15 protein-coding genes are annotated in these 20,667 nt (G+C 57.3%); 6 read left to right on the top strand and 9 right to left on the bottom strand.

From position 1 onward, the window contains the following. The first annotated feature begins 1 nt into the window (after position 1). The 5 genes from carB (at position 2) to folA (ending at position 6,684) form a co-directional block, all read left to right on the top strand. A complete protein-coding gene (gene carB / locus P346_RS07890; protein ID WP_023310356.1) occupies positions 2–3,226 on the top strand; it encodes a carbamoyl-phosphate synthase large subunit in 3,225 nt (1,074 codons plus the stop codon). Between the two features lie 138 nt (positions 3,227–3,364). Next, entirely contained in the window at positions 3,365–3,598 is a 234-nt protein-coding gene (locus P346_RS07895) for a YgdI/YgdR family lipoprotein (protein WP_023310357.1), read from the top strand. 103 nt (positions 3,599–3,701) lie between these two features. After that, positions 3,702–4,232, top strand: coding sequence for a glutathione-regulated potassium-efflux system oxidoreductase KefF (kefF, locus tag P346_RS07900; protein WP_023310358.1), 531 nt, complete (start codon positions 3,702–3,704; stop codon positions 4,230–4,232). Next, a complete protein-coding gene (gene kefC, locus P346_RS07905) occupies positions 4,225–6,090 on the top strand; it encodes a glutathione-regulated potassium-efflux system protein KefC (protein WP_032660741.1) in 1,866 nt (621 codons plus the stop codon). Before kefF ends, kefC begins: the two co-directional genes overlap by 8 nt. A 114-nt stretch (positions 6,091–6,204) precedes the next feature. Further along, the gene (folA, locus tag P346_RS07910; protein WP_008502023.1) at positions 6,205–6,684 is read left to right on the top strand and encodes a type 3 dihydrofolate reductase; all 480 of its coding nucleotides are present in this window, start codon (positions 6,205–6,207) and stop codon (positions 6,682–6,684) included. A 39-nt stretch (positions 6,685–6,723) separates the two neighbouring features. Here the strand turns inward: folA and apaH are convergent, their stop codons facing one another. The 6 genes from apaH to lptD are packed head-to-tail and all read right to left on the bottom strand — an operon-like array spanning position 6,724 to position 13,453. Next, positions 6,724–7,572, bottom strand: coding sequence for a bis(5'-nucleosyl)-tetraphosphatase (symmetrical) ApaH (gene apaH, locus P346_RS07915; RefSeq protein WP_023310360.1), 849 nt, complete (start codon positions 7,570–7,572; stop codon positions 6,724–6,726). A gap of 4 nt (positions 7,573–7,576) precedes the next feature. After that, positions 7,577–7,954 carry a Co2+/Mg2+ efflux protein ApaG gene (apaG, locus tag P346_RS07920; protein ID WP_023310361.1) on the bottom strand — a complete coding sequence of 126 codons (378 nt, stop codon included), beginning with the start codon at positions 7,952–7,954 and terminating at the stop codon, positions 7,577–7,579. Between the two features lie 3 nt (positions 7,955–7,957). After that, the gene (gene rsmA, locus P346_RS07925; RefSeq protein ID WP_032660739.1) at positions 7,958–8,779 is read right to left on the bottom strand and encodes a 16S rRNA (adenine(1518)-N(6)/adenine(1519)-N(6))-dimethyltransferase RsmA; all 822 of its coding nucleotides are present in this window, start codon (positions 8,777–8,779) and stop codon (positions 7,958–7,960) included. After that, complete coding sequence (gene pdxA, locus P346_RS07930; RefSeq protein ID WP_032660737.1) at positions 8,776–9,762, bottom strand: 4-hydroxythreonine-4-phosphate dehydrogenase PdxA; 987 nt, start codon at positions 9,760–9,762, stop codon at positions 8,776–8,778. The genes rsmA and pdxA overlap by 4 nt, the downstream gene beginning before the upstream one ends. Then, a complete protein-coding gene (gene surA, locus P346_RS07935; RefSeq protein ID WP_023310364.1) occupies positions 9,762–11,048 on the bottom strand; it encodes a peptidylprolyl isomerase SurA in 1,287 nt (428 codons plus the stop codon). The genes pdxA and surA overlap by 1 nt, the downstream gene beginning before the upstream one ends. 53 nt (positions 11,049–11,101) lie before the next feature. Further along, the gene (gene lptD / locus P346_RS07940) at positions 11,102–13,453 is read right to left on the bottom strand and encodes an LPS assembly protein LptD (protein ID WP_032660734.1); all 2,352 of its coding nucleotides are present in this window, start codon (positions 13,451–13,453) and stop codon (positions 11,102–11,104) included. A gap of 239 nt (positions 13,454–13,692) precedes the next feature. Here lptD and djlA point away from each other — a divergent pair, with 239 nt between their 5' ends. Next, positions 13,693–14,508, top strand: a complete 816-nt coding sequence (djlA, locus tag P346_RS07945) for a co-chaperone DjlA (RefSeq protein WP_023310366.1) — start codon at positions 13,693–13,695, stop codon at positions 14,506–14,508. 30 nt (positions 14,509–14,538) lie between these two features. Here the strand turns inward: djlA and rluA are convergent, their stop codons facing one another. The 3 genes from rluA to polB all read right to left on the bottom strand — a co-directional run bounded on the left by rluA (position 14,539) and on the right by polB (position 20,603). Beyond that, the gene (gene rluA / locus P346_RS07950; protein WP_008502014.1) at positions 14,539–15,198 is read right to left on the bottom strand and encodes a bifunctional tRNA pseudouridine(32) synthase/23S rRNA pseudouridine(746) synthase RluA; all 660 of its coding nucleotides are present in this window, start codon (positions 15,196–15,198) and stop codon (positions 14,539–14,541) included. Positions 15,199–15,210: 12 nt separating this feature from the next. Then, positions 15,211–18,117 (bottom strand): RNA polymerase-associated protein RapA, encoded by a 2,907-nt coding sequence (gene rapA / locus P346_RS07955; RefSeq protein ID WP_032660732.1) that lies wholly within the window; start codon positions 18,115–18,117, stop codon positions 15,211–15,213. Between the two features lie 128 nt (positions 18,118–18,245). Beyond that, a complete protein-coding gene (gene polB / locus P346_RS07960; RefSeq protein ID WP_032660729.1) occupies positions 18,246–20,603 on the bottom strand; it encodes a DNA polymerase II in 2,358 nt (785 codons plus the stop codon). Positions 20,604–20,667 lie beyond the last annotated feature (64 nt).

The raw sequence follows: 20,667 nt of genomic DNA, 5'->3' as shown, positions 1-20,667 counted from the left end.
AATGCCAAAACGTACAGACATAAAAAGCATCCTGATCCTTGGCGCTGGCCCGATCGTGATCGGCCAGGCCTGCGAATTCGACTACTCCGGCGCGCAGGCGTGTAAAGCCCTGCGTGAAGAGGGTTACCGCGTAATCCTGGTAAACTCTAACCCGGCAACCATCATGACCGACCCGGAAATGGCTGATGCAACCTACATCGAGCCGATTCACTGGGAAGTGGTGCGTAAAATCATCGAGAAAGAGCGTCCGGACGCGGTGCTGCCAACCATGGGCGGCCAGACGGCGCTGAACTGTGCGCTGGAGCTGGAGCGTCAGGGCGTGCTGGAAGAGTTCGGCGTCACCATGATTGGTGCGACCGCCGACGCGATTGATAAAGCAGAAGACCGTCGCCGCTTCGACGTGGCGATGAAGAAAATCGGCCTCGACACCGCGCGTTCCGGTATCGCACACAACATGGAAGAAGCGCTGGCCGTCGCGGCTGACGTGGGCTATCCGTGCATCATCCGTCCATCGTTCACCATGGGCGGCACCGGCGGCGGCATCGCCTACAACCGCGAAGAGTTCGAAGAGATTTGCGAACGCGGTCTGGATCTCTCTCCAACCAAAGAGCTGCTGATTGATGAATCGCTGATTGGCTGGAAAGAGTACGAGATGGAAGTGGTGCGTGATAAAAACGACAACTGCATCATCGTCTGCTCCATCGAAAACTTCGATGCGATGGGTATCCACACCGGCGACTCCATCACCGTTGCGCCAGCCCAGACCCTGACCGACAAAGAGTATCAAATCATGCGTAACGCCTCGATGGCGGTACTGCGTGAAATCGGCGTGGAAACCGGCGGTTCTAACGTGCAGTTCTCCGTTAACCCGAAAACCGGCCGTCTGATTGTTATCGAAATGAACCCGCGCGTGTCCCGTTCCTCCGCGCTGGCCTCTAAAGCGACCGGCTTCCCGATTGCGAAAGTGGCGGCGAAGCTGGCGGTGGGTTATACCCTCGACGAGCTGATGAACGACATCACCGGTGGCCGCACCCCTGCGTCCTTCGAGCCGTCCATCGACTACGTTGTCACCAAAATTCCTCGCTTCAACTTCGAGAAATTCGCAGGCGCGAACGACCGTCTGACCACCCAGATGAAATCTGTCGGTGAAGTGATGGCGATTGGCCGCACGCAGCAGGAATCTCTGCAGAAAGCGCTGCGCGGCCTCGAAGTGGGCGCGACCGGCTTCGACCCGAAAGTGAGCTTGGACGACCCGGAAGCGCTGACCAAAATCCGCCGCGAGCTGAAAGACGCGGGCGCAGAGCGTATCTGGTATATCGCCGATGCCTTCCGTGCGGGCCTGTCCGTCGACGGCGTGTTCAACCTGACCAACATCGACCGCTGGTTCCTGGTGCAGATTGAAGAGCTGGTGCGTCTGGAAGAGCAGGTGGCGGAGCTGGGCATCACCGGCCTGGACGCTGACTTCCTGCGCGTGCTGAAGCGTAAAGGCTTCGCCGATGCGCGTCTGGCTAAGCTGGCGGGCGTGCGTGAAGCGGAAATCCGCAAGCTGCGCGACCAGTACGACCTGCACCCTGTCTACAAGCGCGTGGACACCTGTGCGGCTGAATTCTCGACCGACACCGCCTACATGTACTCCACCTATGAAGACGAGTGCGAAGCGAACCCGTCCGTCGATCGCGACAAGATTATGGTGCTGGGCGGCGGTCCAAACCGTATCGGCCAGGGCATCGAGTTCGACTACTGCTGCGTGCACGCCTCTCTGGCGCTGCGTGAAGACGGTTACGAGACCATCATGGTCAACTGTAACCCGGAAACCGTATCGACCGACTACGACACCTCTGACCGCCTCTACTTCGAGCCGGTTACGCTGGAAGACGTGCTGGAAATCGTGCGCATCGAGAAGCCAAAAGGCGTTATCGTGCAGTACGGCGGCCAGACCCCGCTGAAGCTGGCGCGCGCGCTGGAAGCAGCAGGCGTGCCGGTTATCGGCACCAGTCCGGACGCGATTGACCGTGCGGAAGACCGCGAGCGTTTCCAGCAGGCGGTTGACCGTCTGAAGCTGAAACAGCCGGCGAACGCCACCGTCACCGCCATCGAAATGGCCGTTGAGAAGGCGAAAGAGATTGGCTACCCGCTGGTGGTGCGTCCTTCCTACGTGCTGGGTGGCCGCGCGATGGAAATCGTGTATGACGAAGCCGACCTGCGCCGCTACTTCCAGACCGCGGTAAGCGTGTCGAACGATGCGCCAGTGCTGCTCGACCGTTTCCTCGACGACGCGGTGGAAGTGGACGTTGACGCCATCTGCGACGGCGAAATGGTGCTGATTGGCGGCATCATGGAGCACATCGAGCAGGCGGGCGTACACTCCGGCGACTCCGCCTGTTCTCTGCCAGCGTACACCCTGAGCCAGGAGATTCAGGACGTGATGCGCCAGCAGGTGCAGAAGCTGGCCTTTGAACTGCAGGTTCGCGGTCTGATGAACGTCCAGTTCGCAGTGAAAGACAACGAAGTCTACCTGATTGAAGTTAACCCTCGCGCGGCACGTACCGTACCGTTCGTCTCCAAAGCCACCGGTGTTCCGCTGGCGAAAGTGGCGGCGCGCGTGATGGCGGGCCAGACGCTGGCGCAGCAGGGCGTGACTAAAGAGATCATTCCACCGTACTACTCGGTGAAAGAAGTGGTGCTGCCGTTCAACAAATTCCCAGGCGTTGACCCGCTGTTAGGGCCAGAAATGCGCTCTACCGGGGAAGTGATGGGCGTGGGCCGCACCTTCGCAGAAGCGTTCGCGAAGGCGCAGCTGGGCAGTAGCTCCACCATGAGAAAATCAGGCCGTGCGCTGCTCTCCGTTCGCGAAGGCGACAAAGAGCGCGTGGTTGACCTGGCCGCCAAGCTGCTGAAACAGGGCTTCGAGCTGGACGCAACCCACGGTACCGCGATTGTGCTGGGCGAAGCCGGCATCAACCCGCGTCTGGTGAACAAGGTGCATGAAGGTCGTCCGCACATTCAGGACCGTATCAAGAATGGCGAATACACCTACATCATCAACACCACCGCAGGCCGCCAGGCGATTGAAGACTCCAAGCTGATTCGCCGCAGCGCGCTGCAGTACAAAGTGCACTACGACACCACCCTGAACGGCGGTTTCGCGACGGCCATGGCGCTGAACGCGGATGCCACCGAGAAGGTGATTTCGGTTCAGGAAATGCACGCGCAGATTAGCAAGTAAGTAAAAATGCCCGGTGCCGTTCGGTTGCCGGGCATTCTCCCATCTTCAGAACCTTCTGGTTTTTCATCCGCTTTCAGTCAGTTAGCCTAAAATGGTTAGGTCGATAACGAAATTCAACTGAGAGCAGGGGAAAACACCATGCAAAATAAATTACTGATCGCTTCCGTTCTGGCTGCCACGACAATGTTTACCGTTGCTGGCTGTTCGTCTAATCAGGCCGTAAAAACCACCGATGGCAAAACCATTGTCACCGACGGCAAACCGCAGGTGGATGACGATACCGGTCTGGTGTCGTATAAAAACGCCGAAACCGGTCAAACCGAGCAGATCAACCGTGACCAGGTGAAATCCATGGGCGAGCTGGATAACTAATTCAGAATTCTGACGTAAGCCCGTCAATAATATTCACTATTAGCCTGTTGAATTACTGACTACACTCTTTTGTTAAAAGAAAGCAGTAACAACAGGCTAATCAATGATTCTGATAATTTATGCCCATCCTTATCCGCAGCACTCGCATGCGAATAAGCGGATGCTTGAGCAGGTAAGGACGCTTGATAACGTAGAGATACGTTCCCTCTATCAACTTTATCCCGATTTTAATATCGATATCGCCGCCGAACAGGAGGCGCTTTCCCGTGCCGATCTGATTATCTGGCAGCATCCGATGCAGTGGTACAGCACGCCCCCGCTTCTGAAGCTGTGGATTGATAAAGTCTTCTCCCACGGCTGGGCGTATGGCCACAACGGCAATGCGCTAAAAGGAAAAAGCCTGATGTGGGCGGTCACCACCGGCGGCGGTGAAAGCCATTTTGATATCGGTTCCTTCCCGGGTTTTGACGTTCTGGCGCAGCCGCTGCAGGCGACCGCGCTCTATTGCGGTCTGAACTGGCTCCCGCCGTTTGCGATGCACTGCACGTTTGTTTGCGACGATGAAACGCTGCAGGCGCAGGCTCGCCATTATAAACAACGCTTACTTGAGTGGCAGGAGACGCACCATGGATAGCCATACGCTGATACAGGCGCTAATTTACCTCGGCGCGGCGGCGTTGATTGTACCCGTGGCGGTACGCCTGGGGCTGGGCTCGGTGCTCGGCTACCTGATTGCGGGCTGCGTCATTGGGCCGTGGGGCTTTCGGCTGGTCACGGATGCCGAGGCGATTCTCCATTTCGCTGAAATTGGCGTGGTGCTGATGCTGTTTGTGATTGGCCTGGAGCTCGACCCGCAGCGGCTGTGGAAGCTTCGCGCCTCGGTATTTGGCGGCGGCGCGCTGCAGATGGTGGCCTGCGGCCTGCTGCTGGGTGGGTTCTGCATCCTGTTGGGTATGGACTGGAAAGTGGCAGAGCTCATCGGCATGACGCTGGCGCTCTCCTCCACGGCCATTGCCATGCAGGCGATGAACGAGCGAAATCTGACGGTATCCCAGATGGGACGCAGCGCGTTCTCAGTGCTGCTGTTCCAGGACATTGCCGCTATCCCGCTGGTGGCGATGATCCCGCTGCTGGCGGCCAGCGGTTCCTCTACCACGCTGGGCGCTTTCGCGCTGTCGGCGCTGAAGGTGGCGGGCGCGCTGGCGCTGGTGGTGCTGCTTGGCCGCTATCTGACCCGCCCGCTGCTGCGGTTTGTCGCCCGCTCTGGCCTGCGCGAAGTGTTCAGCGCCGTGGCGCTGTTCCTGGTGTTTGGCTTCGGTCTGCTGCTGGAGGAGGCCGGGCTGTCGATGGCGATGGGGGCGTTCCTCGCAGGCGTTCTGCTGGCGAGCTCTGAATACCGTCACGCGCTGGAAAGCGATATCGAGCCGTTCAAAGGACTGCTGCTGGGGCTGTTTTTCATCGGCGTCGGGATGTCCGTCGACTTCGGCACGCTGGTGACGCACCCGCTGCGGATCGTCATCCTGCTCGTCGGCTTCCTGGTCATTAAAATGGTGATGCTGTGGCTGATTGCTCGCCCACTGAACGTGCCGGGCAGGCAGCGCCGCTGGTTCGCCGTGCTGCTGGGGCAGGGGAGTGAATTTGCGTTCGTGGTCTTTGGCGCCGCGCAGATGGCAAACGTGCTCGATCCCGAGTGGGCGAAGGCGCTGACGCTGGCGGTGGCACTGTCGATGGCGGCGACGCCGGTGCTGCTGGTGGTGCTGACGCGCCTGGAAAAGTCGGGCAGCGGGCAGGAGCGCGAGGCCGACGAGATCGACGAGGAGCAGCCGCGCGTCATCATCGCCGGATTTGGCCGCTACGGGCAGATCGTGGGTCGTTTACTGCTGTCGAGCGGAGTGAAAATGGTCATCCTCGATCACGATCCCGACCATGTCGATACCCTGCGTAAATTTGATATGAAGGTGTTTTACGGGGATGCAACCCGCGTCGATCTGCTGGAATCCGCCGGGGCGGCAAAAGCCGAGGTGTTGATTAACGCGATTGACGATCCGGAAACCAGCATGCAGATGGTGGAGCTGGTAAAAGAGCATTTCCCGGCGCTGACCATTATTTCCCGCGCGCGCGATGTGGATCACTACATCCGGCTGCGGCAGGCGGGCGTAGAGGCGCCTGAACGTGAAACCTTCGAAGGTGCGCTGAAGTCTGGTCGAGTGGCGCTGGAAAACCTGGGGCTCGGCGCGTATGAAGCGCGTGAGCGTGCAGACCTGTTCCGCCGCTTTAATACCGAGATGGTTGAAGAGATGGCGGCGATGGCCGGCAGTACGGCCACCGAGCGCGCGGCGGTGTTCAAACGCACCAGCGCGATGCTGACGGAAATCATTAACGAGGACCGTAACCACCTGTCGCTGATCCAGCGCCATGGCTGGCAGGGCACGGAAGAGGGCAAGCATACCGGCGATCCGGCTGACGAGCCCGAGAGTAAACCTTCCGCGTGAAGTGGAGTTGCCAGCAATATTAAAAAATTTCTTTATCTTTACCCTGCCGCCAGTCGACGAAAGATTAAGCTTTCCGTATAGTGGCGGCAATTTTTTGCATCCGGGAAATTTTCAATGATCAGTCTGATTGCAGCGCTGGCGGTGGACCGCGTTATCGGTATGGAAAATGCCATGCCGTGGAACCTGCCTGCCGATCTCGCATGGTTTAAACGTACTACGTTAAACAAGCCGGTAGTGATGGGCCGCCTGACCTGGGAGTCGATTGGTCGTCCATTGCCGGGCCGTAAGAATATCGTTATCAGCAGCCAGCCGGGCACTGACGATCGCGTCGAATGGGTAAAATCAGTAGACGAGGCGATTGCTGCATGCGGCAATGCCGAAGAGATCATGGTGATTGGCGGTGGGCGCGTGTACGAGCAGTTCCTGCCAAAAGCGCAGAAGCTGTATCTGACCCACATTGATGCAGAAGTGGAAGGGGATACCCATTTCCCGGACTACGATCCGGACGAGTGGGAATCGGTATTCAGCGAATTCCACGACGCGGATGCACAGAACTCCCACAGCTACTGCTTCGAGATTCTGGAACGTCGTTAAGTGATTTTCCCTCTCCCGGCCGGGAGAGGGAATAACGTATCAGGAGGCAACGGCCTCACTTTCCCCTAAGTCCAGCTGTCGGTTGGACGGCTGCACAAAGTAAGCTTTATCTTCCCAGCGTAAGCAGGTTAACTCTCCGCCCCAGCAGCATCCGGTATCCAGACCGTAAATCCCTTCCGGTGTTCCTTTTCCTTCCAGCGCAGCCCAGTGGCCAAATACCACGCTGTACTCGCTGGTCACCGGTCCCGGAATGGCAAACCACGGTTTCAGCGGAGCAGGTGCGCTTTCCGGCGTCTCTTTGGAATACATGTCCAGCTGTCCGTTCGGGAAGCAGAAACGCATGCGGGTGAACGCGTTGGTGATAAAGCGCAGACGGGCCAGACCGCTGAGATCCTCGCTCCAGTGGTTCGGCATATCGCCGTACATGGCATCGAGGAAGAAAGGATACGAGTCGCTCGCCAGCACCGCCTCAACGTCACGCGCGCAGGTTTTCGCCGTCTCAAGATCCCATTGTGGCGTGATCCCGGCATGCGCCATGACCAGCTTTTTCTCTTCGTCGATCTGCAGCAGGGGCTGACGGCGCAGCCAGTTAATCAGATCGTCTGCGTCCGGCGCATCCAGCAGTGGGGTGAGGCGATCTTTAGGTTTGTTGCGGCTGATCCCGGCGAAAACCGCCAGCAGATGCAGATCGTGATTGCCCAGCACCATGCGGACGCTGTCGCCCAGCGATTTGACGAAACGTAATACTTCAAGGGAGCCGGGGCCACGCGCAACTAAATCGCCAGTCAGCCAGAGCGTGTCCTGTCCTGGCGTAAAGTCGACCTGTTTTAATAATGCGATCAGTTCATCGTAGCAACCGTGAACGTCGCCAATCAGATATGTAGACATTAGATTAATGAATGAGTGTGGTTACGGCGAGACGGAACACAGGAATGGCAACGCGGAAATCATTGCCATCGACGTCGACCATTTCATAATGGCCTTGCATAGTACCCATCGGCGTTTCAATCACCGCGCCGCTGGTGTACTGGTACTCTTCGCCAGGGGCGATGTGGGGCTGTTCACCAACCACACCTTCGCCCTGAACTTCAATTTCGCGGCCATTGCCGTTAGTGATAAGCCAGTAGCGCCCGCGCAGCTGCACGGGCATCCGCCCCAGATTGCGAATGGTCACGGTGTAAGCGAAAACAAAACGTTCTTCGTCCGGTGAGGACTGTGATTCAACATAGACGCTTTGTACATGGACACATACGCGGGGCGAATCAATCATGGCTTAACTCTCCTTCGGCGGCGCATTATCACTGATGTAATTAGCCAGCTTGCAGTACTGCTCTACGGAAATGTTCTCCGCACGCATTGCCGGGTCGATCCCCAGCTCGGCTAGCACCTCAACGGTAAACGAATTGCTCAGGCTGTTACGGATCGTTTTACGGCGCTGGTTAAAGGCTTCTGTGGTAATGCGGCTCAGTACGCGCAGATCTTTAACCGGATACGGTTTCGTCTTGTGCGGCACGAGGCGCACAACCGCTGAATCCACTTTCGGTGGTGGTGTGAACGCTGACGGCGGTACTTCGAGTACCGGGATCACGTTGCAGTAATACTGTGCCATCACGCTTAAACGACCATACGCTTTACTGTTCGGGCCTGCAACCAGACGGTTAACAACCTCTTTTTGCAACATGAAGTGCATGTCGGCAATGGCATCAGTATAGCTAAAGAGGTGGAACATGAGCGGCGTGGAGATGTTGTACGGCAGGTTGCCGAAGACGCGCAGCGGCTGGCCCTTTTTTTCCGACAGCTCGCCAAAGTTCATGGTCATGGCGTCCTGCTGATAGATGGTCAGCTTCGGCCCGAGGAAAGGGTGCGTTTGCAGGCGTGCGGCCAGATCGCGATCCAGTTCGATGACGGTCAGCTCGTCGAGGCGTTCGCCTACCGGCTCGGTCAGCGCGGCAAGGCCCGGGCCGATTTCGACCATCGCCTGACCTTTTTGCGGATTAATAGCCGAGACAATGCTTTCGATCACGAACTGATCGTTAAGGAAGTTTTGCCCGAAACGTTTACGGGCTAAGTGGCCCTGATGGACTCGATTAGTCATTGAGTATTAACAATCATTTTGATGGCGAGATTAAGCGCCGTAATAAAACTGCCGACATCCGCTTTCCCCTGGCCTGCCAGATCCAGCGCAGTACCGTGGTCAACGGACGTTCGAATAAAGGGTAAACCGAGGGTGATATTCACCCCGCGGCCAAAGCCCTGGTATTTTAGCACGGGCAGGCCCTGATCGTGGTACATCGCGAGCACGGCGTCGGCATTATCCAGGTATTTCGGCTGGAAAAGGGTATCTGCAGGCAGCGGCCCGCTGAGGTTCATCCCCTTCGCCCGCATTTCGTTGAGTACCGGAATGATGGTGTCGATCTCTTCGGTGCCCATGTGCCCGCCTTCACCGGCGTGCGGATTGAGGCCACAAACCAGCACGTGCGGCTGCGGGATCCCAAACTTTGTCTGCAGATCGTGATGCAAAATCCCGATGATCTCGCGCAGGAGTTCAGGGGTGATCGCGTCAGGAATGGCTTTGATCGGCAGATGGGTGGTCACCAGCGCAACGCGCATCTCCTCCGTCGCCAGCATCATAACCACTTTCGGGCTGCGCGAGCGCTCTTCGAAGAACTCCGTATGCCCGGTAAAGGGTATACCCGCTTCGTTGATGACGCCTTTGTGGACGGGGCCTGTGATCAGAGCGGCAAATTCGCCCTTCAGGCAACCGTCGCAGGCGCGCGCAAGGGTTTCAACGACATAGTGACCGTTTTCCGTGCTGAGCTGGCCCGGGATGACCGGCGTACGAAGGGGAACTGAAAGAAGGGTGAGCGTACCGGCTTGCTGGGGTGCAGGCTGTTGGCCTTCAACGTAAGGGATGAGCGTTAAAGGCAGACCGAGCAGCGTTGCACGGTCTTGTAACAGTGTTGCATCGGCGCAGACAACCAGTTCTACCGGCCAGCTGCGCTGGGCGAGCTGGACAACGAGGTCAGGCCCAATCCCGGCGGGTTCGCCGGGCGTGATAACAACACGATGCTGTTTCATTAGTTGCTCAGAACTTTCACGTAAGCGCTGGCGCGTTGTTCCTGCATCCAGGTTGCTGCTTCTTCAGAGAACTTACGGTTAAACAGCATACGGTAGGCTCTGTCTTTCTGTGCCGCATCCGTTTTATCAACGTTACGGGTGTCCATCAGCTCGATCAGATGCCAGCCGAATGAAGAGTGGACCGGCGCGCTGATCTGGCCTTTGTTCAGCTTCATCAACGCATCGCGGAAGGCAGGATCGTAGATATCCGCAGCCGCCCAACCCAGATCGCCGCCCTGGTTAGCAGAGCCTGGATCCTGAGAGAACTCTTTTGCTGCTTTCGCAAATGAGGTTTTACCGCTCTTAATGTCAGCTGCGATCTGTTCCAGCTTCACACGCGCCTGATCGTCAGTCATGATCGGTGACGGTTTCAGGAGAATGTGGCGAGCGTGAACTTCGGTGACGGAGATATTTTGGCTCTGGCCGCGCAGATCGTTCACCTTCAGAATGTGGAAGCCCACGCCTGAACGGATAGGACCGACGATATCCCCTTTCTTCGCCGTGCTCAGCGCCTGGGCAAAGATCGATGGCAGCTCCTGAATACGTCCCCAGCCCATTTGGCCGCCTTTCAGCGCCTGTTGATCAGCGGAGTAGGTGATTGCCAGCTTGCCAAAGTCGCCGCCATTACGCGCCTGTTCAACAATAGAACGCGCCTGGCTTTCGGCTTCCGCAGCCTGATCGGACGTTGGGTTCTCTGGCAGTGGGATCAGAATGTGGCTCAGGTTCAGCTCTGTGCTCGCATCGTTCTGGTTACCCACCTGTTTTGCCAGCGCGTCCACTTCCTGAGGCAGGATGGTAACGCGGCGACGCACTTCGTTGTTACGCACTTCCGAAATCAGCATCTCTTTACGGATCTGGTTACGGTAGGTGGCGTAGCTGATGCCGTCATAGGCCAGACGGCTGCGCATCTGGTCTAAAGACATATTGTTCTGCTTCGCGATGTTAGCGATCGCCTGATCGAGCTGCTCGTCAGTGACCTTCACACCCATTTTCTGCCCCATCTGCAGAACGATCTGATCCATGATCAGACGCTCCAGGATCTGGTGGCGCAGCGTGGCGTCATCCGGAAGCTGTTGACCGGCTTCGCCCGAATTGAGCTTCACCGATTTCATCAGACCGTCAACGTCACTTTCAAGCACGACGCCGTTGTTAACCACAGCAGCGACTTTATCAACAACCTGGGGGGCGGCGAAGCTGGTATTCGCAACCATAGCGACACCGAGCAGCAGCGTTTTCCAGTTCTTCATACTTTTTCCATTTCAATTAACCGCAAAGCGGATTACGTTGCAAATCAAGCACATTACAAGGCGCTACTGTACGGCAGAATATTCGAGCGCAGCATTTTCTGCGTACCCAGACCGTAGTTGGAACTCAGGCCGCGTAACTCGAAGTTAAAGCCAATCACGTTATCGTATTTGCTCTGATTGTTTTCACTGTTCCAGCCGTTAAGCTTACGTTCGTAGCCGACACGCAGCGCGTAACAGCAGGAGTTATATTGCAGACCCACCATCTGGTCAGCAGGTTTATTGGCGTTAGTGTCAAAGTAGTACGCGCCTACGATTGACCAGCGGTCGGCGATTGGCCAACTCGCTGCGCCACCCACCTGCGAAATACCGTCTTTATACTGCTCTGCAGTACCGTAGTTTGGTAACGTCGCCTGAATATATTCCGGGCTGGCATAACGATAGGTCAACTGCACCATACGATCTTCATCCCGGCGATACTCAATGGCCGCCGTACTGTTGGCGATATTGTCTAGACGGGTGTCATATTGCACGCCACCGCGAAGACCCCAACGATCGGTCATACGCCAGTAGGTGTCACCAGCCCAAATCAGGGAACCTGTCTTGTTATCTTTCTCCCACTTAATATTGTCATCGCCCGTGCGAGACTCGGTGAAATAGTAGATTTGACCAACAGAAACGTTAAAACGTTCAACGGCAGCATCATCATAAACACGTGTTGTGACGCCGGTCGTTAACTGGTTAGCAGACGCGATGCGGTCAAGACCGCCGTAAGTACGGTCGCGGAACAGGCCGCTGTAGTCAGACTGCAGTAAAGAGGAATCGTAGTTATTGATGTTGCTCTGGTCGCGATAAGGCACGTACAGGTACTGCATACGTGGCTCCAGCGTCTGGGTATAGCCATCCGCCAGAAGTCCCATATTGCGTTCGAAGATCAGCTTACCGTCCATTTTGAACTGCGGAAGCGTACGGTTTACGGATTCCTCAAGATGGGCGTTGTTGCTGGTATTGTAATCATCAATATTTTTTTGCTGATAGTGTGTCGCCATCAGCTTGGCTTCCGTGTTCAGGCTTGCCCAGTCATTCGACCATGGCAAGTTGATGACGGGCTCCAGGTGAACTCGGGTGGCTTCCGGCATACTGGAACTGGTATTTACAAAATGCACGGCCTGACCATAAATACGGGTGTCGAACGGACCCACGTCATTCTGGTACCAGTTAACGTCCAGCTGCGGCTCGGCGCCATAGGTACTCGCCGTCTGGCTGGAGAACACCTGGAACTGCTTGTTGGTTACCGTCGCATCGAAGTTCTGAACCGCGTAGCCAACGCTGAAGATCTGCGTGGCATAACCATCGGTGCTCGAACCGTATTTGGATGAGAAATCATTGAAGTAGTACGGGTCACTGACCTTGGTGTAGTTGACGTTGAAGCGCCAGACCTGATCCATCACCCCGGCATGCTGCCAGTAGAATAACCAGCGGTGCTTGTCGCCTTCGGTCGGATGCTCGTCCTGGAAGACTTTATCCGACGGCAGATAATCCAGCTCCATCAGACCCGCACCGGCGTGGGTCAGGTAGCGGAACTCGTTCTCCCACATGATGTTGCCGCGCTTGTGGATATAGTGCGGCGTGATCGTCGCATCCATGTTTGGCGCGATGTTCCAGTAATACGGCAGATAGAACTCAAAGTAGTTCGACGTGCTGTATTTGGCATTCGGGATCAGGAAACCGGAGCGACGTTTGTCACCCACGGGAAGCTGCAGATAAGGGCTGTAGAATATGGGAACAGGGCCCAGCTTAAAGCGGGCGTTCCAGATCTCTGCGACCTGTTCTTCGCGGTCATGGATAACCTCGCTCCCGACCACGCTCCAGGTATTTGAACCCGGCAGACATGACGTGAACGTGCCGTTTTCCAGGATCGTATAGCGGTTTTCACCGCGCTGTTTCATCAGGTCCGCGTCACCGCGCCCCTGGCGACCCACCATCTGGTAATCACCTTCCCAGACGTTAGTATCTTTAGTATTCAGGTTTGACCAGGCTTTCGGACCTTTCAGGATGACCTGATTGTCGTCATAGTGCACATTACCCAGCGCATCCACCGTTCGTACCGGCTCGGCCGCACCTTCCGGCTGCTTCTGGTGCAACTGCACTTCATCTGCCTGCAGGCGGCTATTACCCTGGTTAATATCAACATTGCCCGTAAACGTGGCATTGTCAGGGTAAGTCCCTTTCGAACTGTCGGCAGTAATGGTTACCGGCAAGCTATTTGCATCGCCACTCACCAGTGGGCGATTATAACTTGGGACGCCAAGCATACACTGCGAGGCGAGATCGGCCGCCAGCCCCTGTTGACTATACAGGGCGGAGCCAATCATTGTGGCCAGGAGGGTGGGGATACGTTTTTTCATACGTTGTATTTTATTGTTCCGTCATCAGTGGCTACGGCTTACAAACGCTCAGAGACTATCTTACTCATCTGCGCAGTACCAGCGTTAATCCTGCCCGTTTGCGTGCCAGAGTGTTAGGCTCGCTATCGAATGACGAGTATGATAAAGCAAATTATAGGCGATGTCCTTCAATTGACCGTGACTTGAACACAGTGATGATGACGTTGCGTCGGCCAGGAATATGACTATCCGGGGAGTATATGCAGTATTGGGGTAAAATAATCGGCGTTGCGTTCGCCATCATCATGGGGGCCGGGTTCTGGGGGATTGTGCTTGGGCTTATTATCGGCCATATGTTTGATAAGGCGCGCAGCCGCAAAATGGCCTGGTTTGCCAATCAGCGCGAGCGTCAGTCACTCTTTTTCTCCACCACCTTTGAGGTCATGGGGCATTTAACCAAATCCAAAGGGCGCGTCACAGAAGCCGATATTCAGATTGCCAGCGTTTTTATGGATCGCATGAACCTGCACGGCGACTCCCGTCTGGCAGCGCAAAATGCGTTTCGCATCGGTAAGTCGGATAATTATCCGCTTCGCGAAAAAATGCGTCAGTTCCGCAGCATCTGCTTTGGACGTTTTGATTTAATTCGGATGTTTCTGGAAATTCAAATCCAGGCGGCCTTCGCAGACGGTTCGCTTCATCCTAATGAACGTGACGTGCTGTACGTCATTGCGGAAGAGCTGGGCATCTCCCGCATGCAGTTCGACCAGTTCCTGCGCATGATGCAGGGCGGGGCGCAGTTTGGCGGTGGCTATCATCAGCAGTCGTCCGGCGGTGCCTGGCAGCAGGCGCAGCGTGGTCCGACGCTGGAAGACGCCTGCAACGTGCTTGGCGTTAAGCCCTCTGACGATCAGACCACGATTAAACGTGCCTATCGTAAGCTCATGAGCGAACACCATCCGGACAAACTGGTCGCGAAAGGCCTGCCGCCAGAAATGATGGAGATGGCGAAGCAAAAAGCGCAGGAAATCCAGAAGGCGTACGAGCTGATTAAAGAGAAGAAAGGTTTCAAATAAAAAAAAGCCCGACGATGTCGGGCTTTTTTTTTAGAAGTCCACCGGGGCTTTAAACGTCATCGCGTTACCGAAGGCCGGATGGGTAATGGTGAGCGTCTGCGCGTGCAGCTGCAGACGTGGCGCTAAGGCCAGCGCTTCAGGCGGCGCGTAGAAGCGGTCGCCCAGAATCGGATGACCCAGGGCGAGCATATGCACGCGCAGCTGGTGTGAACGTCCGGTAATCGGCTTAAGCAGGACGCGCGCGGTATTATCCGGCGCGTACTCCAGCACTTCGTACTCGGTCTGCGCGGCCTTGCCGGTTTCGTAACACACCTTCTGCTTAGGCCGGTTCGGCCAGTCACAGATCAGCGGTAAATCCACCAGGCCTTCCGCCTGCGCGGGATGGCCCCAGACGCGGGCGACATACTGCTTTTTCGGCTCGCGCTCGCGGAACTGGCGCTTTAACTCGCGTTCCGCCGCTTTGTTCAGCGCCACCACAATCACGCCGCTGGTGGCCATATCCAGGCGATGGACGGACTCCGCCTGCGGATAATCACGCTGAATGCGCGTCATCACGCTGTCTTTGTGCTCGTCCAGACGCCCCGGCACGGACAACAGGCCGCTGGGCTTGTTGACCACCATAATGTGTTCATCCTGATACAGAATGACCAGCCAGGGATCCTGCGGCGGATTGTAAGGCTCCATCACCATCTTGCGCTCCGTTTACTGATGCGTCACAACGATAAGACGCAGGGCATCCAGACGCCAGCCAGCCTGATTCAGGCTTTCCAGCACCTGCTGACGGTTGCTTTCAATCGCCGCCAGCTCGTCGTCGCGGATGTTCGGGTTGACGGCTTTTAACGCTTCCAGACGGGACAGCTCCGCAGACAGTTTGTCGTCGGCTTCACTGCGCGCGGCGTCAATCAGCGCTCTGGCGGCTTTTTCAATCTGGGTTTCGCCCAGTTGCAGAATAGCGTGCACGTCCTGCTGTACCGCGTTCACCAGCTTGCTGCCCGTATGGCGGTTTACCGCGCTCAGCTGTCGGTTGAAACTCTCGAATTCCACCTGTCCAGCCAGGTTCGTGCCGTTTTTATCCAGCAGCAGGCGGACGGGCGTTGGCGGCAGGAAGCGGGTGAGCTGCAGCTGTTTCGGCGCCTGCGCTTCCACAACGTAGATCAGCTCCACCAGCAGGGTGCCCACCGGCAGCGCCTTGTTTTTCAACAGGGAGATGGTGCTGCTGCCGGTATCGCCGGAGAGGATCAGGTCCAGACCGTTGCGGATGAGCGGGTGTTCCCAGGTGATAAACTGGGCGTCTTCGCGGGACAGCGCCACGTCACGCTCAAAGGTGATGGTACAGCCATCTTCCGGCAGGCCCGGGAAATCCGGAACCAGCATGTGATCGGACGGAGTCAGGACAATCAGGTTCTCGCCGCGATCGTCCTGGTTGATGCCGACGATATCGAACAGGTTCATGGAGAAGCTGATGAGACTGGTGTCATCATCTTGCTCTTCAATGCTCTCGGCAAGCGCCTGCGCTTTTTCACCGCCGTTGGAGTGGATCTCCAGCAGGCGGTCACGCCCTTGCTCCAGCTGCGCTTTCAGTGCGTCGTGCTTCTCACGGCAGGACTTGATCAGCTCATCAAACCCTTCCGTGTTTTCCGGCGCGGCCAGGTAGCCGATCAGATCGCCATGCACCTGATCGTAAATGGTGCGGCCCGTCGGGCAGGTATGTTCAAACGCGTCCAGACCTTCGTGGAACCAGCGTACCAGCACGGACTGGGCAGTTTTTTCCAGATACGGCACGTGGATCTGAATATCATGCGCCTGGCCGATACGATCCAGACGGCCGATACGCTGTTCGAGCAGATCCGGGTTAAACGGCAGATCGAACATCACCAGGTTGCTGGCGAACTGGAAGTTACGGCCTTCAGAGCCGATTTCCGAGCATAGCAGAACCTGCGCGCCGCTGTCCTCTTCCCCGAACCACGCCGCGGCGCGGTCGCGCTCGACGATGGACATGCCCTCGTGGAACACGGCGGCACGAATACCTTCGCGCTCGCGCAGGACCTGCTCCAGCTGCAGCGCGGTGGCCGCTTTGGCGCAGATCACCAGCACTTTCTGGGAGCGGTGCGCGGTCAGGTAGCCCATCAGCCACTCCACGCGCGGATCGAAGTTCCACCAGGTGCCGGTATCGCCTTCGAACTCCTGGTAGATCTGTTCCGGATAAAGCATGTCGCGGGCGCGCTCTTCCTGGGTTTTGCGCGCACCCATAATGCCGGAGACTTTAATCGCCGTTTGATACTGCGTCGGCAGCGGCAGCTTAATCGTATGCAGCTCGCGTTTCGGGAAGCCTTTAACGCCGTTACGGGTGTTTCGGAACAGCACGCGGCTGGTGCCGTGGCGGTCCATCAGCATGTCGATCAGCTCTTTACGCGCGGATTCCGCGTTGTCGCTCTCGCTGTTCGCAGCCTGCAAAAGCGGCTCGATGTCCTGCTCGCCAATCAGATCGCTCAGGGTATTGAGTTCGTCATTGGAAAGACGCTTGCCCGCCAGCAGCATAGCGACGGCATCCGCGACCGGACGGTAGTTATTCTGTTCTTCCACGAACTGCGCAAAGTCGTGGAAACGGTTTGGATCGAGCAGGCGCAGACGGGCGAAGTGGCTTTCCAGACCCAGCTGCTCCGGCGTAGCGGTCAGCAGCAGGACGCCAGGCACGCGCTCGGCAAGCTGCTCAATAGCCATGTATTCGCGGCTCGGCGCGTCTTCGCTCCAGACCAGATGGTGCGCCTCGTCAACGACCATAATGTCCCACTCGGCATCGCACAGGTGCTCAAGACGCTGCTTGCTGCGGCGCACGAAGTCCAGGGAGCAAATGACCAGCTGTTCGGTTTCAAACGGGTTGTCGGCGTCGTGCTGCGCTTCGGCATAGCGTTCGTCATCGAACAGAGAGAAACGCAGGTTAAAGCGGCGCAGCATCTCAACCAGCCACTGGTGCTGCAGGGTTTCTGGCACCACGATCAGCACGCGTTCTGCAGCGCCGGAAAGCAGCTGTTGATGCAGGATCATGCCCGCTTCGATGGTTTTACCCAGGCCCACTTCATCTGCCAGCAGCACGCGCGGCGCGTGGCGACGGCCCACGTCGTGGGCAATGTTCAGCTGGTGGGGGATCAGGCTGGTGCGCTGGCCGCGCAGGCCGCTCCACGGCATGCGGTACTGTTCACTCTGGAACTTACGCGCACGATAGCGCAGGGAGAAGCGATCCATACGGTCGATTTGCCCGGCAAACAGGCGGTCCTGCGGCTTGCTGAACACCAGTTTGCTGTCGAGCAGCACTTCGCGCAGGACGACATTGGTCTCGTCGGTGTCCAGACGAGTCCCGATGTAGGCGAGCAGTCCATTCTCTTCTTTTACGTCTTCAATCTTGAGCTGCCAGCCGTCATGGCTGGTCACGGTGTCACCCGGATTAAACATCACGCGGGTTACAGGGGAGTCATTGCGAGCGTACAGACGGTTTTCACCGGTGGCAGGGAAGAGGAGGGTAACCATACGCGTATCGATTGCTACGACGGTTCCTAATCCAAGTTCGCTTTCTGTATCGCTGATCCAGCGTTGACCAAGTGTAAAAGGCATAGTTGTTCGGCTCTAATCTTTAATTGCAGGCAATAGTTCGACTACCGTCAAAAAAGACGGTCATCGAAAAATGGGTCCGGGAATGGAAAGGGCGCTATGGTACTGGATGGCAGCCATTTCGTCACGCGTCAAAATAGGCCAAGTTGCCCTGTCACTAGTGTAGCAAAATCATCGTCGATGAAGGGCAAAATTCCGTCGGCAACCGGCTGAAGCTGACGCGTGAGATAGTGTTCGTAATCCAGAGGAGAATGCTGATAATCCACGGGTTCCGGGCCGCTAGTGGTCCAGACGTATTTGATGGTTCCCCGGTTTTGATACTGCGGCGCGCGGCCGCGGCGTACGTTTTCTTCATCCGCCAGACGCGCGGCGCGTACGTGCGGAGGAACGTTGCGCTGGTACTCCGCCAGCGGGCGGCGCAGGCGCTTGCGGTATACCAGCTGCGCGTCAAGTTCGCCCGCCATCAGGCTGGCTATCGTCTCGCGCACGTAGTCCTGATACGGCTCATTGCGAAACACCCGCAGATAGAGCGTCTGCTGGAACTGCTGCGCCAGCGGCGTCCAGTCGGTACGTACCGTCTCCAGCCCTTTAAAAACCATCCGCTGCGCGTCGCCTTCCTGAATCAGCCCGGCGTAGCGCTTCTTGCTGCCCTGATCGGTACCGCGAATGGTGGGCATTAAAAAGCGGGCGAAATGGGTTTCAAATTCCAGCTCCAGCGCGCTGGTTAACCGCTCTTTCTGCAAATGTTCCTGCCACCAGTCGTTCACGAAGGCGACCAGCGCTTTGCCGATTTGCGCGGCGTCGTCTTCAGAGTGCGCGCCCTTCAGCCACACAAAGGTGGAGTCCGTGTCGCCGTAGATGACGTCATAGCCCCGGGACTCAATCAGCGCTTTGGTCTGGCGCATGATCTCGTGCCCGCGCATGGTGATCGAGGAGGCCAGACGCGGATCAAAGAAGCGGCAGGCGCTGGTGCCCAGCACGCCGTAAAAAGCGTTCATGATGATTTTCAGCGCCTGTGATAGCGGCTTATTGCCGTGGCGCTTGGCCTCATCGCGGCCGTGCAAGATGTTTCCCACGATTTCAGGCAGGCAGTGTTTTTCCCGCGAGAAGCGTGCGCCGAGGAAACCTTCGGTGCTGTGCTCATCATCCGGCTGGGCCATGCCCTCAACCAGCCCGACGGGATCGATGAGGAAGGTGCGGATAATCGACGGGTAGAGGCTTTTGTAGTCCAGCACCAGAACGGAGTCATACAATCCCGGTCGGGAGTCCATGACGTATCCGCCGGGGCTGGCCTGCGGCGGCACGTCTCCGAGGTTGGGGGCGACGTATCCTGCCCGGTGCATGCGCGGAAAATAGAGGTGGCTAAAGGCGGCAACCGAGCCGCCGTGTCTGTCAGCCGCCAGGCCGTTTACCGTCGCGCGCTCCAGCAGGAACGGCATAATCTCGGTTTTATGGAATATCTGCGTGACCAGCTCGCAGTCTTTCAGGTTATAGGTGGCGAGCGCGGGTTTATCTTCGTTAAAGCGCCGGTCGATCTCGTCCATTCTGTCCCAGGGGTTATCGATGGATTTACCCTCGCCAAGCAGCTCCTGCGCGACCGCTTCCAGGGAGAAAGAGGAGAAGTTCCAGAAGGCGGACTTGAGCGCCTCGATGCCGTCGATGATCAGGCGACCGTTAGCCTGCGCGAAGAAAACACCGTTCTTAAAACCGTGTTCGCGCCATTCCAGCTCGCTGTTTCCGCGCCCCAGCATCAGCGGGATGCGGTAGCGCTCGGCGTGCTTTTGCAGCACGCGCAGGTCGAACTGCACCACGTTCCAGCCGATCAGAACATCGGGATCGTTGTCGGCAAACCACTGGTTAAGCTTCTCCAGCAGCTGCGGGCGGCTGTTGACGTACTCAAGCCGGAAATCCAGCGCGGACGCATCGCTATTCGGCGGCCCGAGCATATAGACAACCCGATCGCCGCAGCCTTCCAGACCGATGCAGTACAGCTCGCCGTGGCGGGTGGTTTCGATATCCAGGGAGACCCACTTCAGCGGCGGGCGATAGTGTGGGTTAGGCTTCAGGCGCGCGTTAACGACGCCGCCGTTTTGTTCTATGCCATCAACCCAGACGGGGGCGGTAATGAACCGCTCCATCAGAAAGCGTTCCGGTGGGCGGATATCCGCTTCGTAGAGCGTCACGCCCGCCTCGCGGAGCAGTTTTTCATAGCGCATCAGCTGTCGATGGGCGCGACAGTAGAGGCCGTAAACCGGCTGGCGGTGGAAATCTTTCAGCTCAAGCGGCGTGATGCGCCAGCCGTTTTCGCCGCGCAGCAGTTGCTTCACCTTCTCGACGTGGGCTTCAGGAATAAAGGCCACGGATTCCTGCGGGGGCAGCGTAACGTGCAGCGGGCCGTTATCGGTTGCCAGCCAGAACGCGACCTCGGTGCCCTGAGGGGTATCCCGCCAGTGTCGGGTCAGTAAAAAGCCTTCTTGCGCCTGCGCCACGCCGTTATCCCATAAAACAAAACCAGGCCTGATTATAGCCTGGTTAAGGGGTGTTTGCTGGGGT

It is taken from the genome of Enterobacter sp. DC1, from assembly GCF_000568075.1.
Lineage (GTDB): Bacteria > Pseudomonadota > Gammaproteobacteria > Enterobacterales > Enterobacteriaceae > Enterobacter > Enterobacter asburiae.
This window is presented reverse-complemented; position numbering and strand designations above follow the sequence as displayed.